Source organism: Cupriavidus sp. SK-4, assembly GCF_000611125.1.
GTDB lineage: Bacteria > Pseudomonadota > Gammaproteobacteria > Burkholderiales > Burkholderiaceae > Cupriavidus > Cupriavidus necator.
In genome coordinates this window covers 1-15,362 of sequence record NZ_JFJW01000145.1, presented here as the reverse complement: position 1 = coordinate 15,362, position 15,362 = coordinate 1, and the positions used below count along the sequence as shown (strand labels likewise).

Annotated in this window: 16 protein-coding genes; 12 read left to right on the top strand and 4 right to left on the bottom strand. The window is 60.3% G+C overall.

Annotated elements, in window-relative coordinates:
* Positions 1–71 precede the first annotated feature (71 nt).
* The 12 genes from CF68_RS28755 to CF68_RS28700 all read left to right on the top strand — a co-directional run bounded on the left by CF68_RS28755 (position 72) and on the right by CF68_RS28700 (position 12,798).
* Positions 72–1,436, top strand: coding sequence for an amidohydrolase family protein (locus tag CF68_RS28755; RefSeq protein ID WP_235205919.1), 1,365 nt, complete (start codon positions 72–74; stop codon positions 1,434–1,436).
* Between the two features lie 9 nt (positions 1,437–1,445).
* Positions 1,446–2,954: a sugar ABC transporter ATP-binding protein gene (locus tag CF68_RS28750; protein ID WP_035825663.1), complete on the top strand. Its 1,509-nt coding sequence runs from the start codon at positions 1,446–1,448 to the stop codon at positions 2,952–2,954.
* Positions 2,947–3,954 carry an ABC transporter permease gene (locus CF68_RS28745; protein WP_235205916.1) on the top strand — a complete coding sequence of 336 codons (1,008 nt, stop codon included), beginning with the start codon at positions 2,947–2,949 and terminating at the stop codon, positions 3,952–3,954. Before CF68_RS28750 ends, CF68_RS28745 begins: the two co-directional genes overlap by 8 nt.
* Positions 3,951–4,922 (top strand): ABC transporter permease, encoded by a 972-nt coding sequence (locus tag CF68_RS28740; protein ID WP_035825656.1) that lies wholly within the window; start codon positions 3,951–3,953, stop codon positions 4,920–4,922. Before CF68_RS28745 ends, CF68_RS28740 begins: the two co-directional genes overlap by 4 nt.
* A 98-nt stretch (positions 4,923–5,020) precedes the next feature.
* Positions 5,021–5,932 (top strand): sugar ABC transporter substrate-binding protein, encoded by a 912-nt coding sequence (locus CF68_RS28735; protein WP_235205915.1) that lies wholly within the window; start codon positions 5,021–5,023, stop codon positions 5,930–5,932.
* 32 nt (positions 5,933–5,964) lie between these two features.
* Positions 5,965–6,846 carry an intradiol ring-cleavage dioxygenase gene (locus CF68_RS28730; RefSeq protein ID WP_035825650.1) on the top strand — a complete coding sequence of 294 codons (882 nt, stop codon included), beginning with the start codon at positions 5,965–5,967 and terminating at the stop codon, positions 6,844–6,846.
* 2 nt (positions 6,847–6,848) lie between these two features.
* Positions 6,849–7,151, top strand: a complete 303-nt coding sequence (locus CF68_RS28725; RefSeq protein ID WP_035825648.1) for a Dabb family protein — start codon at positions 6,849–6,851, stop codon at positions 7,149–7,151.
* An 11-nt stretch (positions 7,152–7,162) separates the two neighbouring features.
* A complete protein-coding gene (locus tag CF68_RS28720; RefSeq protein WP_035825641.1) occupies positions 7,163–7,447 on the top strand; it encodes a YciI family protein in 285 nt (94 codons plus the stop codon).
* 63 nt (positions 7,448–7,510) lie between these two features.
* The gene (locus CF68_RS28715; RefSeq protein ID WP_035825638.1) at positions 7,511–9,181 is read left to right on the top strand and encodes a GMC family oxidoreductase; all 1,671 of its coding nucleotides are present in this window, start codon (positions 7,511–7,513) and stop codon (positions 9,179–9,181) included.
* Between the two features lie 370 nt (positions 9,182–9,551).
* Positions 9,552–10,511, top strand: coding sequence for an alpha/beta hydrolase (locus CF68_RS28710; protein ID WP_152548568.1), 960 nt, complete (start codon positions 9,552–9,554; stop codon positions 10,509–10,511).
* 40 nt (positions 10,512–10,551) lie between these two features.
* Positions 10,552–11,709, top strand: coding sequence for a S9 family peptidase (locus CF68_RS28705; protein WP_035825636.1), 1,158 nt, complete (start codon positions 10,552–10,554; stop codon positions 11,707–11,709).
* Positions 11,710–12,117: 408 nt separating this feature from the next.
* Positions 12,118–12,798: a hypothetical protein gene (locus CF68_RS28700; protein WP_051591732.1), complete on the top strand. Its 681-nt coding sequence runs from the start codon at positions 12,118–12,120 to the stop codon at positions 12,796–12,798.
* A gap of 103 nt (positions 12,799–12,901) precedes the next feature.
* Here CF68_RS28700 and CF68_RS36630 read toward each other — a convergent pair whose 3' ends face one another.
* From CF68_RS36630 to CF68_RS39225, 4 genes are all read right to left on the bottom strand, one after another.
* On the bottom strand, positions 12,902–13,060 hold the full coding sequence (locus CF68_RS36630) for a hypothetical protein (protein ID WP_200872605.1): 159 nt from the start codon (positions 13,058–13,060) through the stop codon (positions 12,902–12,904).
* Positions 13,061–13,074: 14 nt separating this feature from the next.
* A complete protein-coding gene (locus CF68_RS28695; RefSeq protein WP_035825634.1) occupies positions 13,075–13,683 on the bottom strand; it encodes a TetR/AcrR family transcriptional regulator in 609 nt (202 codons plus the stop codon).
* Positions 13,684–14,077: 394 nt separating this feature from the next.
* Positions 14,078–14,527, bottom strand: coding sequence for a hypothetical protein (locus tag CF68_RS37560; protein WP_161786880.1), 450 nt, complete (start codon positions 14,525–14,527; stop codon positions 14,078–14,080).
* Complete coding sequence (locus CF68_RS39225) at positions 14,524–14,937, bottom strand: type II toxin-antitoxin system PemK/MazF family toxin (RefSeq protein WP_369798918.1); 414 nt, start codon at positions 14,935–14,937, stop codon at positions 14,524–14,526. Before CF68_RS39225 ends, CF68_RS37560 begins: the two co-directional genes overlap by 4 nt.
* Between the last annotated feature and the right edge of the window lie 425 nt (positions 14,938–15,362).

Here is a 15,362-nt window from a genome sequence, read left to right as displayed (position 1 = left end):
CTTTTTCGATTTTTTAAAGTATAGACTTCTTTGCAATCAGCCAGTCATCAATTAGTGACCAATTAGTGCTGATGCTGGAGGAAGGAGACAACGTCATGAGGCGAACACTGATTCGCGGAGCTACGCTTGTCACGTTGGACGCCACACACGGCGATCTGGTCGGCGACATGCTGATTGAACGCGAGCGCATTTCCGCCATCGGACACCGCATCGAGGCGCCCGGTGCAAGCGAGGTCGACGCGCAAGGGTTCATCGTCGCGCCGGGCTTCGTCAATGCGCATATGCATACCTGGCAGACGGCACTGCGCGGCGTGGCGGCAGGATGGACGCTCACCGAGTACTTCCGCCGTATGCATGCGGGGCTGGCAACACGCTTTACGCCGGAAGACATCCGCATCGCCACACTGGCCGGCGCATGGAATCAGCTCGATTGCGGTACGACCACGCTGGTCGACTGGTGCCACAACAATCCGACCCCGCAGCATAGCGATGCTGCTGTCGATGCGCTGGAAGCGGCTGGCATTCGCGCGGCCTTTTTCCATGGTTCGCCAAAGCCGGATCCGAAGCCCGGCAGCAAGCCGTTCTGGGAAGTGCCGCATCCGCGCGCGGAAGTCACGCGTATCGCGCGCCGCCTCGAAGGCTCCAGTCTCGTGAGCCTGGGCATGGCGGTTCTCGGGCCGCACTATTCGACGCTGGACGTTGCGCTGCACGACTTCAAGCTGGCGCGCGAGCTCGGCCTGATCGCGAGCATGCATCAGGGCGGCGGCGCGGCGCGGACACCGGACGGCTGGGAGCGGCTGGACGCCGAAGGCCTGCTCGGTCCCCATATCAATATTGTTCACGGCAACAATCTCGACGATGGCCAGCTCTCGCGCTTCGTCGACGCGGGCATGAGCTTCTCGATCACACCGGAGAATGAACTGACGCAAGGGCACGGCTTCCCGATCACGGGCCGCTTGCGCAAGCTCGGCGTCAATCCTTCATTGGGCATCGACCTCGAATCTGGCCTGTCCGGTGAAATGTTCGTGGCCGCGCGCTTCGCGCTGGGTGTGCAGCGTGCGCTCGATCACGCGGCATATCGCGCAGTCCATGAGGGTATCGCCGACCAACATGAGGTGGGCTGCCGCGACGCACTGGCGTGGATCACGCTGGAGGGCGCAAGGATGCTCGGCATGGCGGACCGCATCGGTTCGCTTGCGCCAGGCAAGCAGGCCGACTTCGTCATGATCGATGCGCGCCGGCTCAACATGAACCCTGTCCACGATCCGGCCAGCGCCATCGTGATGCAGGCCAGCCTGGCGAATATCGACAGCGTGTTTGTGGCCGGCGTCGCGCGCAAGCGCAATGGCCGCCTGCTCGTCGACGGCCTGCCGGCGGCGCTCGATGCGCTGCGCGCTTCCGGTGAGCGGCTGCTGCATGGGCACGCATACGCATAAGAGGAGACTATGAACACAATCAACGAAATAACACCGCTGTTCGAGATGCGCGGTATCTCGAAGACATTTCCCGGGGTCAAGGCACTGGACGATATCTCGTTCTCGATCTATCCCGGCGAGGTGCACATGCTGTTGGGCGAGAACGGCGCGGGAAAATCCTCCCTGATGAAAGTCCTCTGCGGCGTCTATGTCGCGGACGCGGGCGAGTTCTACCACGAAGGCAGGCAGGTCAAGGTGTCCGGTCCGGCCGATACGATGCGGCTCGGCATTGCCGTGATCTTCCAGGAGTTCTCGCTCGTCCCGTATCTCGATATCGCGCAGAACATCTTTCTCGGCCGCGAGCCGCGGGGCCGTATTCCGGGCTCGGTCGATCACAAGCGGATGCACGCCGAGGCGCGTCGCCTGCTCGACATGCTTGGCATGGACCTGAGTACCCATACGCCGGTACATCGCCTTGGCGTGGCCCAGCAGCAGATGATCGAGATCGCCAAGGCGCTGTCGCAGGATGCGCGCATCCTCGTGCTAGACGAGCCGACCGCGGCACTCTCCGAACGCGAAACAGAGCGGCTGTTCGAGGTGATCGGCCGGCTCAAGGCCGATGGCGTATCGCTGATCTATATCTCGCACCGCATGGCTGAAGTGTTTGCGCTCGGCGACCGCATCACGGTGATGCGCGATGGCCGCAAGGTCGGCAGCTACCTGCCCGGCGACGCGACGCCCGACGAGCTCGTGACGCGCATGGTCGGCCGTAAGGTTGATATGAGCTATTGCCGCGAGCGCGGCGGGGAGCCCGGCGAGCTGGCGCTGGATGTGCGCAACGTCAGTGCCGGCAATGGAATCGAGAACGTCAGCCTTCAGGTGCGGGCCGGAGAGATCGTCGGCCTTGCGGGACTGGTCGGTTCGGGGCGAAGTGAAGTCGCGCGCGCGGTGTTCGGCGCGGACCCGATCCGGGAGGGCGAGGTCCGGATCTTTGGCAAGACGATGCGGGGCGGACCCGAGAAGGCAAGGGCGCTCGGCGCGGCGCTGATTCCGGAAAGTCGCAAGACCGAAGGCCTCGCGCTGATCCGCTCGGTGCGTGACAACCTGCTGCTGGCGGGGCTGCGCCGCGCGTTTCCGAAGCAGTGGTATCGCCAAGGCAAGGCCGAAGTCATGTCGACCCGGGAGATCGAGCGGCTGCGCATCGCAACGCCCAATGGCGACCAGCTCGCGCAGAACTTGTCGGGCGGCAACCAGCAGAAGATCGTGATCGGGAAGTGGCTGCTGGCCGAGGCGCGTCTCTTTATCTTCGACGAACCGACACGCGGCATCGATGTCGGCGCGAAGGCCGAGATCTTCGCGCTGATCGACGGGCTTGTGAAGCAGGGCGCAGCGGTGCTGCTGATCAGTTCCGAGCTGCCGGAAATTATCAATGTCTGCGACCGCACCTATGTCATGCGGGAAGGCCGGATTGCCGGCGAACTCGCTCACGGCCAGATGAGTGAGGAAAGCATTCTGCAACTGGGGATGAACGATGTCTGATACGCCTGATACCCGAACTCTCTCACAAGCCATGTCGCGACCGCCTGCCGTATCGCCTGGCAGCTTTTTCGTCCCCGCGCTGGCGCGGGTACCCGGCTCGGCCTGGGTGCTGCTTCTGCTGGTGCTCGCATTCAGCGTGTCCGGTCAAGGCTTCCTTAGCGTCGCCAATCTGCTCAACGTCGGCACTCAATCCACGATCCTGCTGCTGATCGCCTTGCCGATGACGCTGATCATCATGACGGAGGGGCTCGATCTCTCGATTGGCGCGGTGCTGACGCTATGCGGTGTGGTGCTGGCAACGGTTGTCATTGGCACGGGCTCGGTGGCCCTCGCCCTGGTGGCCGCCCTGGGTGTCGGCGTTGCGTTCGGTCTGCTCAATGGCGGGCTGGTCGCGTGGCTTGGCATTCCGCCGTTCGTGGCGACGCTTGGCACGCTCGGAGTCGCGCAAGGGCTCGCGCTGGTGATGACGGACGGCCAGAGCGTCGTCGGCATCGGCGACACGATTCCGGAGATCTATGCCGGCGCGTGGCTCGGCATCCCGATCCCGCTTTGGATTGCCGCAATCTGCTACGGCCTGTTCCATTGGCTGCTCTACCGCACCCGATTCGGCGCCTATGTCTTTGCCTTGGGTGGCAATCGCGAAGCACTCAAGTTTGCCGGCGTCCGCGTCAATCGCTACCTGATTGCGGTCTATGCCCTGGGTGGATTGATGGCGGGCCTCGCCGCACTGCTGCTGACCGCCCGCATGAACGCCGGGCATCCGACCGCTGCAATCGGGCTCGAGTTCGATGCCATTGCGGCGGTGGCAGTCGGTGGTACCACCTTCGATCGCGGCAATGGCTGGTTGCCCGGCACGCTTCTCGGTGTGCTGACGGTGGGTGTGTTGCGCAACGGGCTCAATCTGCTCGGGGTCCAATCCGCGGTGCAGGTTGCCGCCATCGGTCTGCTCGTTCTCGTGGTACTGCTGATCGAGTCGTACAAGACCAAGGAGAAAGCATGAATACCCACGCTATTACGCCGCGCTTGACGCTTTCCGCCGATGCCCGTTCATTCGTGTACCGGCTCGGGGCGCTCGGGCTGCTCTGTGCCTTGCTGGCCGTCGCATCCGATGCGTTTCTGACAGCCGGAAACCTGCTCAATGTGCTGCGCCAGGCCAGCCTGCTGTTCCTGCTCGCTTCTGGCCTCACCCTGGTGATTCTGACCGGTGGGCTTGATCTGTCGGTCGGCGCGAATGTGGCGATGTCCGCCTGCCTTGCCGCGACTGTGATGAAGGCAACGGGCTCCACCCTGCTCGGTGTCGGCGCCGGGCTTGGCTGCGGGATGCTGATCGGCCTTGCCAACGGTGTGCTGGTGGCAGCTTTGCGGATTCCGCCGTTCATCGCCACCTACGGCATGCTTTGGGTACTTCATGGGCTCACGTACTGGTTCATGGCCGGTGAAACGATCCACGGATTCTCGCCCGCGTTCCGTGCCATCGGTAGCGGATATTTCTGGGGGGTGCCGATTCCGGTGTTCCTGATGCTGGCGTTCCTGTTTGCGGGTATGGCGGTGTCGCAAAAGACTACGTTCGGACAAGAGATCTATGCGATCGGCGCCAATCCTGTCGCTGCGCGCTTGTCCGGCGTTCCGGTTAAGCGGCGCCTGGTGCTGGTCTATTTGGTCAGTGGCGCGATGGCAGGGCTCGCAAGCCTGGTGTTCCTCGCGCGTCTGAACTCGGCCGAGGGCGACATTGGCGAGGCGCTGACCTTGCCGGCCATCGCCGCCGTGCTGATCGGTGGTACGTCGCTGTTCGGGGGCGTGGGCCGGGTCTCGGGCACGCTGGTCGGCGCCATCATTCTGACGCTGGTGCTCAATGGCATGAACCTGCTGACCATCAGCGCGAACTGGCAGCCGCTGCTCACCGGCGTCATCGTCGTGCTTGCGGTTTTCCTCGACACCATTTCACGTCGCCGCAACGGTACGCGGTAAATCCTCAAGAGCAATACCTACCAGATAACAGGAGACATCTTATGAACACGCGACATCTCAAACAGACCGCGGCACTGGTCGCCTTCGGCATGCTTGCCATGACGGCGGCGCATGCGGACGGTGAGCGGATTGCGGTCTTCACCAAGAACCAGACCAATCCATACTTCCAGGCGCTCCGGCAGGGTGCGGATGCGGCGGCGAAGGGTATGAATGCAAAGACCACGCACTACATCCCTACCAAGCCGGACAGCATTCCGGAGCAGATGAGCCAGATCGAAGACGTCGTGGTCAAGAAGGCCGACGCCGTGGTGTTCGTACCGGTCGACTACAAAGCGATGGGGCCGGGCGTGAAGAAGATCAATGCCGCAAACATCCCGATCGTCAACGTGACAGATCGCAGCGACTCCGGCACCTTCGTGGCGTTCATCGGCGCCAGCGACTATGAACTGGGCCTGAAGACCGCGACGCATCTGTTCAAGACCATGGGTGGCAAGGGCAACATCATCATGCTGGAAGGCGTCAAGGGGTCCGCCACCAGCATCGATCGCGCGCGTGGGGTGAAGGATGCGATGAAGTCATTCCCCGGTATCAAGCTGCTGGCCTCGCAACCTGCCAACTACCAGCGTTTGCAGGCGCTGCAGGTGATGGAAAACCTGATGCAGTCGTATCCGCAGATTGACGCGGTCTTCGCTGCGAACGATGCAATGGCGATCGGTGCGATCGAGGCGCTGCAAGGGGCCAATCGCAAGGCCCTGGTCTCCGGCATCAACGGAACCAAGGAAGCGATCGACGCGATCAAGAGCGGCACGATGCTGGCTACGGGTGACTACAACGGTTTCGTACAAGGCTGCCTTGGCACCATGACCGCGATCCGCAAACTGCGCGGGCTGCCGGTCAAGCAGGAGATCGTGCTGCCGGCCACCGTGATTGACAAGACCAACTTCCAGGCACTCGATATTCCCGCCGACAAGCGAACCTGTCCGCGCTGGGAAGACCTTGACAAGGCCTGAACCCTTTCATCTGCAACTCAGGAGTCACCATCATGCGCAACCTCAATGAGGAGACCATTACCCAGGCGGTACTGGCGCGCAACATCGACATGAAGGACAGCAGGCTCAAGGAGATCATGACCAGCCTGATCCAGCACCTTCATGCCTTTGCTCGCGAAACCAAGCTGACTGAGGCTGAGTGGGCCGCAGGCATCCAGTTTCTGACCGAGGTGGGCCAGACGTGTTCGCCGACGCGGCAGGAGTTCATCCTGCTTTCCGATACCCTTGGTTTGTCGACGCTGGTCACCGCCCAGAATCATCGAAAGCCCGAGGGCTGTACTGAGGCAACCGTATTCGGGCCATTCTATGTCGACGATGCGCCCGATTACGAGCTCGGCGCGGACGTTGGCAACGGGATGGTCGGACAGCCCTGTTTCGTGAGCGGACAGGTCCGCGGCATTTCAGGCGAAGCGATTCCCGGTGCAAAGCTGGAGGTGTGGCAGGCGGATTCGGAAGGCTTCTACGATGTGCAGAAGACCGAGGGCCATGCACAAGGACGCGGGACACTGGTGGCAGATTCGGCAGGGCATTTCGACTTCAAGTCCATCGTCGCGGAAAGCTATCCGATTCCGCACGACGGCCCGGTTGGAAGGATGCTTGATGCCATGGGGCGTCACCCCTGGCGGCCGGCGCACCTGCACTTCATGGTATCGGCACCCGGCTACGAAACGCTGGTCACGCACGTATTCCGCGAAGGCGGCGAGTATCTCGATACCGATGCGGTGTTTGGTGTGCGGTCCTCCCTGATCGCTGACTGGGTTGAGCACGCCCCCGGCAGCACGCCAGATGGCGGCCAATCGGATACGCCGTTCTACACGCTGGATTTCGACTTCATCCTGAATCCGGTGACCGATCCGACGCGGAGGAAGCGGTGACCATGGTCAAGCATATCGTGATGTGGAACCTGCGCGGTGACAGCGATGACGAGAAGAACGCCGCGGTGGTACAGCTCAAGTCCGCTTTCGAAAGCCTGCGTGGCCGGATTCCCGGACTTCTGCACCTTGAGGTCGGGGTCGATTCGAGCCGCGTTGACTATGCATGCGACGTCGTTCTCTATACGGAGTTCGCCTCATGCAGCGCGCTGGAAGACTATGCGAGCCATCCTGAGCATCAGCGCGTCAAGCGCGAGCTCGGTGACTTGCGTATCGCTCGATATCAGGTTGACTACATCGCCAACTAAGGAGAAAAAATATGTTCTACGTCATTCATGCCGTTGACAAGCCGGGTGCGCTGTCCGTGCGCCTGGCGAACTACGATGCGCACAAGGCCTACCTTGCGCAGGCATCCATCAAGACGCTGATTTCTGGTCCGCTTGTTGCTGACGATGGTGAGACCATGATCGGCTCTTTCTTCCTCGTGGAGGCTGAGAAGAAGGAGGATGCGGTTGCCTTCAATGCCAATGACCCGTTTGCGCACGCAGGGCTCTGGCAACAAGTCAGCATTCATGCATTCAACAAGCGCGTCGACAATCGATAAGCACCGCAACGATGGCCTTGCGCGGCCCGACGTGTCGCGCAACCTGATCCTGGCTGGAACTCAGTGAAAGTAACGTACCTGATCATCGGCGGCGGGACGGCCGGCGCGGTCCTCGCGGCGAGATTGTCGGAAGATCCCTCCACTACAGTGTGCTTGCTCGAGGCGGGTCCCGATATCCGGCCGGAAGCCGTGCCTTCGGACATTGATGACGCTTTTCCGAGCGCGTCGCTGAATCCGGCATATTTCTGGAAGGACTTGCGCGCGCGTCGGCGGTCCGGCGGCGAAGAATACCCCTATCCGCAGGCCAGGGTTCTTGGCGGCGGATCCAGCATCAACGGCATGTGGACGCTGCGCGGACTGCCCGCCAACTACGACAGTTGGGCGAAAGCAGGTGCGAAGGGTTGGGGCTGGGACGATGTTCTACCTTACTTTCGGCGCGCCGAGGGGGATGTCGGCAGGCCACCTGACTTCGGTCAATCGGCCCCGTTCGTGATCCGCCGCCCGCCGCGCTCTGAGTGGCCGGGATTCGCTGTCGCCGCTGAGAAGGTGCTCAACGCACGCGGATTCTCGACGATCGACGACATCAACGAGCAGCCTGGGTGTGGATTCTTCGCCATGCCCTACGCTGCCAACGGTGGCAAGAGATCCTCGGGAGTGTCGTGCTATCTGACCCGGGAAGTCCGCGCCAGGCCGAACCTGACCATCCTGGCGGACGCAACCGTCCATCACCTCGAGATTGACTGTGGCAGGGTCACAGGCGCCGTCTACGTGAGGGAAGGGGAGCGGGCCCAGGTTGCTGCTGAGGAAACCATACTGTGCGCGGGTGGCGTCCATTCACCTGCGATCCTGCTGCGCTCCGGTATTGGCGATGCCGAAGCCATGAGGGCTCTGGGTATGACCCCCCGACATCACCTTAGGGGTGTGGGGCGCCATCTGCAGAACCATCCTTATCTGCAGTTCGCGATGACATTACCGCGCCATGCGCGTCAGTCCGCCTCGCTGCGCACCTTTGCATGCGCCGGGCTGCGGCATTCGTCGGGCCAGGAAGGGAGTCCTGATGGCGACCTGTTCCTTTCCTTGCTGGGACGGGTCGGACCGCGCGGTTTCGGAACCGACCTCGCAATGCTCAGTGCCGCCCTGTATGCGCCTTGCTCCCGCGGCAGCGTCAGCCTGATATCGCCCGATCCGGATGTCACCCCTTCGATCGACTTTCGGTTTTTCGACGATCCGCGCGATGCGCCGCGGATGCTGCAGGCGGCTCGGCTGGTCGAAACGCTGCTGGCCGCGCCTGAGTTCGCAGACTACTATCACGATGCGTTTATTCTGCCGCCGGTGATGGCGGCGAATCAGTTCAATCGAGGCGGTGTGCGCGGGCACCTGCTTGCCTTGGGAGCGAAGGTTGCCTTGAACTCGCCAAGCTACATCTCGCGTGTGTTGCTTGGCCGTGCGCTGAAGCCGGGAAAATGGATCGCGAATCGGGCGGAGCAACGGCGCCTTTCGGACGATGAAATTCTCGGCGCGGTGGCACCAATGGGGCATGTGGCCTCAACTTGCCGCATGGGCCAGGCCAATGACCCGGACACAGTGGTCGATCCGCATTGCCGGGTTATCGGCCTTGAGCGCCTGCGTGTCGTGGACGCTTCGATCATGCCGTCGGTGCCAAGCGCCAATACCAACCTGCCAACAATCATGGTGGCAGAGAAGGCTGCTGACCTGATCAAGACCCGCATTTGATCCGTCGTGCCGCCCTCGGCTTCTGGCGGGCGGCCCGCTCGCCCGCGGTCGCCCTCCTTAAACCTGTCAGAAGGTATGCCTCATCCCCACTGACGCTGCCAAATTGGTTTGGGCCGGGATTCGTATTGCCAAACGACGTGAAGTGTACGAACGACCAATTAAACGGGGGCTGCCAGGACGGTCTTTACGTTCGTGAGGCCGGCGTGGTCGCGCCGACATGGACGCGAAAGATCCCGTAAATATCACGTAGAAAGCTGTCTGAATCCCTCTCGCCTGCAAGGGCCTGACTTTGCCGCGTCGTACCGGGTATCCCCTATGTATACGTACTTGGTCAAGTGTACCGATAATTGAGCTGTGCCGGAGCGATGCGATGGCTTCAAACGGCTTTGCAGAGGAGACTGCGATGGGGATTTTTCGGCGGCGAGAAGTGGAATTCCTGAGTAAAGGGGAAAAGGTCCGGGGGGACTTGGTGCTGCCTGATGGGAGTGGACCGTTCCCCCTGCTCATCATGGGAGGGGGTTGGTGCTACGTCAAAGAGATCGTCATGCCTCACTACGCCAAGGCGATCGTCGCGAAGGGCGTCGCTGTGCTCATGTTCGACTACCGCTGCATGGGGGCGAGCGAAGGACAGCCCCGGCAACATATCGATCCAGCGGCTCAGATCGAAGATTTTAAAAGTGCCGTAACGTATGGAGAATCGCTGCCCGAGATCGATGCGCAGCGAATTGGTGTCTGGGGCATTTCATACGCCGGTGGTCACGTGCTGGCGGTCGGAGCGACCGACGAGCGGGTCAAATGCGTGATCTCCAACATTCCGGTGGTGGACGGCTACGAAAATATGCGCCGCGTCCACGGTTCCCGACGCTTTCATGAGCTGAACGAGCTGATCTTGGCCGATCGGCGCGAGAGGACGCGAGAGGGGTCAGCAGGGGGGCGCTTGCCGATGTCGTCGACGCAGCCGTTCGAAGAACTGTGCACCTGGCCGTTCCCTTCGATTCACACAATCTTTCATGACATCAAGGCGCGTGAGGCGCCTCGGCACGAACACTGGAGCACGGTCGAATCGACAGAGTTGCTGCTGTCCTATGACGTGGCGCCGTTCGCAAAACGCCTCTACGACAAGCCCGTCCTCATGGTGGTCGCGGAAGGCGATGACATCACGCTTTGGGACATCGAGATTGGCGTCTTCAACAGCATTCCTTCGGTTCGCAAGCAGCTCGCAGTATTGCCAAAGGTCTCGCACATGAGCCTGTACTCGAACCAGAGCGACCTCACCATCGCCGGCCGGCTCGCTGCAGATTTCGCCGCGGAGCACCTGCGCGCAAACTAACTGATTGATAACTTGTTGTTGGAAACAGCAGAGGTAAAGCATGCTTGAATACTTTTCGGATTACGCCTGGAACCTGTCGCTCTCCATGGCCCTGGACATGGGGGCGAACATGGACGAGATTGACCGGGCATCGCGTTCGCTACGCGATGGGAAGGTTCCGGAAGGAATGGACCCGGCTCAGGCGTTCTTTCACGAGTGGAATGACGCAGGTCAGAAGCTGGCTGCAAGCGCAGCTGGCGACGAAGCAGCCGGGCACAGCCTGACGGCGTCGGAGAAGTACCGGCGAGCGGCAATCATGCTTATCACCGCAGAGCGGATGCCACACCACGACTATCCGCCTCGCTTGGAAGCGTATGACCGCATGCTCCACTACTTTGCAAAGTATGTGGAGCTCGGCCAGGTGAATTGTGAGCGCGTCATGGTTCCCTACAAGGACACTGTATTGCCGGCCTTGCTGGTTAAGGCAGAAGGCGAAAAGCCGGAGCCCTGCATGGTGCATTTCAATGGCCTGGATGGCGTCAAAGAGTTTTTGTTCCTGTCAGGCTTCCCCGCCGCTTTGGCAAAGCGCGGAGTTTCTACACTGATCGTCGACAATCCCGGAGTCGGCGAAGCGCTGCGCAAGCACGGCCTGAGCAACTTCCCGGAGGCTGAGGTTCCCGCTGCGGCGTGTATCGATTTCCTTGAAGGTCGCCCGGAGGTGGATCGCGACCGGATTGGCATGATTGCGCTGAGTATGGGCGGCTATCATGCGCCGCGCGCCACCGCGTTCGAACCGCGCTTCAAATGCTGCGTCGCCTGGGGGGCGAACTACGACTTCGGCAAGCGCTTCCGCATGCGGCTGGAAGGCCACGGCACTCAAAAGTCGGTTCCACATTTTCTCGAACACGTGCAATGGGTGCTTGGCGCGGATTCGGTCGAGGAGTGTCTCGATACTGCCAGCGGCTTTACTCTGAAAGGGATTCTCGACCGAATCCGCGTGCCGATTCTTGTGAACCATGGCGAGCTGGATCGTCAGGTTCCGGTGGAGTCGGCATATCTGACATATGAGGATTGCGTCAACAGCCCGCGTCGCGAGCTGCGAATCTTCACGGCCGATGAAGGTGGCGAGCAACACTGCAGCATCGGGAACATGAGTCTTGCGACGGATTACATGGCTGACTGGATCGCGGATGTACTCACTGCAAAACTGCGTCGCTAAGTCATGACGTATAGGCTCCGATGCATCGCGTTGAATGCATCAGGAGCAAGCTGACGCAGAGTAGGCGTCCCACCGTCCCACCTTGCCGGAAGCCTAGATCGCAATCTAGATTGCAATACAAAAAGGAGACTGAATCGTGTCGCCCATATCCAAGCTGAGTCGCAGGTCGTTTCTCAAATAGTCGGGCTCATTGGCGCTTCGTCGGTTGTGCCATTGGGACTCGTCGGCTGCGGCGCTGGCGACGCCTCATCCGAACCTGACACGGTCGCGAAGGCTCCAACAGCTTCAATAGCTTCAACAACTGCGAAATCGAATCTCGTTCTCACTTCCAACCTGGCCGGTCAGGCTGTCACGCGTAACGAGGTGCTCGTCTGGGAGGCGAGACGTTTGCAGATTGTTGCAAATCGCATGAGCGGAAACCTGCTTGCAGCGTACGTCGGCGACCTTTCAGCTTTGCTGATCCGCCCACCGGAGGACATTTCCAACATCGTCCAGGAGCGCAATCTTCTAGCTGACACCAAGATTAAAGCGGGCGACGCGGCCATGCGTCAGTTGGTAGCGACAGACCTTCTGATTACCGATCAGGCATCAAACCTGGCAGCGGTGTACCCGCAATGGGCAATCAGTGAGATCGATATTTTCAGTAACCGCGGAACCGCCGAAGACTTCGCCCAATGGTTCACGGATCACGCCATCTCGCTCGACGACGAGCGTTCGATGCTCGTGGCCTGCCCCGACCATTACTTACTTCACGGAATCAGACCTGACAGCCAGGACGTCATTGAAGTGACGGGCGGCGCCATCGAGGCAAGTCACTTTGTCATCGACTACAGCGACTCACGTGGCTTACCGATCGTTGTCGATCCCGACTTCCCGGTCCGGTTTTCGGGGGCCGCAATGAATAGCTACGGGGTGGTGATCGGCGGGACTAACCATCGGATGCGAACGCTTGCGCAAGGCTTCCAAGTGCATGCGGCCATCTTCTTCCCTGCTGCGCTCCCTTACTGGTTCATAACCGAGCACCGCTGGCACCTCGCCTGTGAGTTTTCCAACTGGATCGAGGCGTACATCGCCCAGTCCGGCCACTAACGATGTTGCTGGCGTTCAACAGGGTTACCCTGATCTTTGGGGTTACCCTGGACTTCGCCACAATTCCACACATGGCCTTCTCCGCTGCCGGTATTGCCAATATTCAGCCACGCGCCAGCATCCCCTGAAGCCGCTTGGCGACAATCTCTTCCGACTGGTGCATGATTCGGTCGATCAGTTCCTCGGCCTTGGGGATGTCGTGAATGAGTCCGGCGTCCATGCCACACGACCAGGCGCCTGCGTCCAGGTCGCCATCCTGCATGACGCGCGGACGCGTTATAACCTGTCGGTAAGCGCCCGAAAGCCTCCGGCCAGGAATGGGAGCATGCACTCGAAAGCCCGTTCCAGATTGGTGGATTTGAACTTGCGAAGCGAAAGACTCTCCACTCTTCCGGGCTCCGACACCAAGGCAACCATCGCGCCGACCATAAAGCTGAATGCGTGGTAGATGTCCTCTTCAGGGACTGTTGGCAAACTCCGGCGGAACTCCGCGACAAACTGACGCGCAATGGGGTCATAGTGGTCGCTGATGAACTTCGCCCAATCGGGAGAATTGGAGACGCGAGAGATCAGCAGTGAATAGTTCTTCCAGCCCTGTCCGCCGTGGGAGCTTCGCTCCACAAATGGGTAAACGTAACCGGAAACCAGGTCTTCGAGCGGTATAGGATTGTCGCCTGCGCGAGTTCGTGCTGCATCGAGGGCGAGAATACGCTGATGCGCCATATAGGAAGCGCGACGTTCGACAACCTTGTTGAAGAGAACGTCCTTGGTGCCGAAGTGATACGTAACCAGGGCGATCCGGGTGTCAGTGGCCTCTGCCACGTCTCGCATCGACGTTCCGTGGTATCCGCTCTTGGCAAACAACGCTTCTGCGGCATCGAGCATTCGGTCGCGAGTGGCATCGCCAGCCTTCCTCGTTTTGGTCCGAACGATGCCAGGAACGCTACTTGAGGCTGGTTTTGCCCGCTCGCTTGCGGCAGTACTCGGTGAATTTTTCATCGGTATCTAAGCTGACGATGTCTCCGGTTCCCTTGTGGCCCGGCATTCGAAAGGATTTAGGTCAATTGTACAGCTAACGAACTTGGACATCGATTGCAGCCAGTGGATTCGATAGGCTCTCTTCTGCGCTTGAAGTGAGGGGTGACCGCTCCCTCGAACACAGCACCACAGGCGAACTTCGCCGTTTGACCGGTTTGTGATCCACTGCGGTCATCTGGGGCGGATGTGGCGAATGACAGCATATGGCCGGATGCGGCCAACCAGACAGCGGCACGCATTGTCACGAAAGGGAAGCTTCGGAAAGCTTTGCTCGCCAGGCGAGCAGTAGTTCGGCAATCTGCTGGGCGGATGCGGAATTCCCAGCGAGGCCCATCCCGTCTCGCTCGACTGACAGAAGGTATGCCAACAGGGTGGGACCATCGGCCAATATCACCAGCTCAAAGACTTTTGGCACGTACATGCGATATTCATCCCGAGGACCCGCAGAGTTCGCGACGCCAATGGGATCCCAGAGATAATAGAGAATCTCGTCAACTATTCGATAAAGCGTCAGATCTGGCTCGGTCATTTTTGAACCCATCGTTTTCTCACCGTCGTTGTAGGGATGGCTTTCCGAATGGTAGCTGCTTCCCGAGTCACCTTCAGGAACGCTGCTCCTGGCCGCCGGTCTCTGACCGACCCGGAGCGGGCATTCGTGGCGCGGGATCGCGCGGCAAATGCGCTCACTCAACGTTCGACATGAGCGGCAGCCTCAAGCGCAGCTTGCGGCTGCCGCTCGATGGAGGGGTTAGGCTTCGGGCCGCTCATATTCGTGAAGTAGCCTCTCGGCCCATTAGCGCACATAGGGGCGTCGCTAGCAGAATTATTGATCGCCAACAACAAGCACGCGCGGCCGCGCCGGGGCGTCTGGCTGTGAGCCTTTGCATTCCGGGCACGCCAGTCAATCGACTTGGGTTGATGAGCCAGAACGTAGCTGACCTTTTCCTTCGGTCCTTGAAACTTGATCGCAAACGGATTGGTCTCGTTGTAGGCTGCGGTAGTCATCGGCAAGCCAATCACGATGCTGGTCCGTTCATTGAACGGCCGCGGGGACAGGACCAGCATCGGATGCATATCCTTCAGTTTGACCCAATCAAGCACGGCGGCGAATCCATGGTCACGCAACGCATCGGCGCGGAGGCTATCTAATGGCGGGCAAGCTATGGGTGCCTGAGCGACGTGACATCATCTGGATCGACTGCAATCCGCAAGGTGGCCGTGAGACCTGGAGACAGGCTCCCTTGGAGGTATTTGCTGCGGCTTGTGAGCAACTAAACCAGATCATTGCGATCGCAGAGTGGCCTGATAGGGGTCCGCCTGCCGTCTTGGTCCGTCTCAATTGTTCAAGCGGTAAGCAATACTTGTACGGTTACCGATTGTCCAAACATTGTCGACCGGCAAAGCGTGGATGTTCTGCCTAGCATGATTGTGTGCCTTAACGTTGATACGCTTGGCAGGCCAGCCATTGCCTCGACGAAAGTCATGCTGACTTAAGGCATTTCCTTATACAGAAGTCATGACTCTTC

What these genes read in the sequence shown, in the direction of transcription:
- CF68_RS28755 (WP_235205919.1), top strand. Translation starts at nt 72, where the DNA reads ATGCTGGAGGAAGGAGACAACGTCATGAGGCGAACACTGATTCGCGGA.
- CF68_RS28750 (WP_035825663.1), top strand. Translation starts at nt 1,446, where the DNA reads ATGAACACAATCAACGAAATAACACCGCTGTTCGAGATGCGCGGTATC.
- CF68_RS28745 (WP_235205916.1), top strand. Translation starts at nt 2,947, where the DNA reads ATGTCTGATACGCCTGATACCCGAACTCTCTCACAAGCCATGTCGCGA.
- CF68_RS28740 (WP_035825656.1), top strand. Translation starts at nt 3,951, where the DNA reads ATGAATACCCACGCTATTACGCCGCGCTTGACGCTTTCCGCCGATGCC.
- CF68_RS28735 (WP_235205915.1), top strand. Translation starts at nt 5,021, where the DNA reads ATGACGGCGGCGCATGCGGACGGTGAGCGGATTGCGGTCTTCACCAAG.
- CF68_RS28730 (WP_035825650.1), top strand. Translation starts at nt 5,965, where the DNA reads ATGCGCAACCTCAATGAGGAGACCATTACCCAGGCGGTACTGGCGCGC.
- CF68_RS28725 (WP_035825648.1), top strand. Translation starts at nt 6,849, where the DNA reads ATGGTCAAGCATATCGTGATGTGGAACCTGCGCGGTGACAGCGATGAC.
- CF68_RS28720 (WP_035825641.1), top strand. Translation starts at nt 7,163, where the DNA reads ATGTTCTACGTCATTCATGCCGTTGACAAGCCGGGTGCGCTGTCCGTG.
- CF68_RS28710 (WP_152548568.1), top strand. Translation starts at nt 9,552, where the DNA reads ATGGCTTCAAACGGCTTTGCAGAGGAGACTGCGATGGGGATTTTTCGG.
- CF68_RS28705 (WP_035825636.1), top strand. Translation starts at nt 10,552, where the DNA reads ATGCTTGAATACTTTTCGGATTACGCCTGGAACCTGTCGCTCTCCATG.
- CF68_RS28700 (WP_051591732.1), top strand. Translation starts at nt 12,118, where the DNA reads ATGAGCGGAAACCTGCTTGCAGCGTACGTCGGCGACCTTTCAGCTTTG.
- CF68_RS36630 (WP_200872605.1), bottom strand. Translation starts at nt 13,060, where the DNA reads ATGCAGGATGGCGACCTGGACGCAGGCGCCTGGTCGTGTGGCATGGAC.
- CF68_RS28695 (WP_035825634.1), bottom strand. Translation starts at nt 13,683, where the DNA reads ATGCTCGATGCCGCAGAAGCGTTGTTTGCCAAGAGCGGATACCACGGA.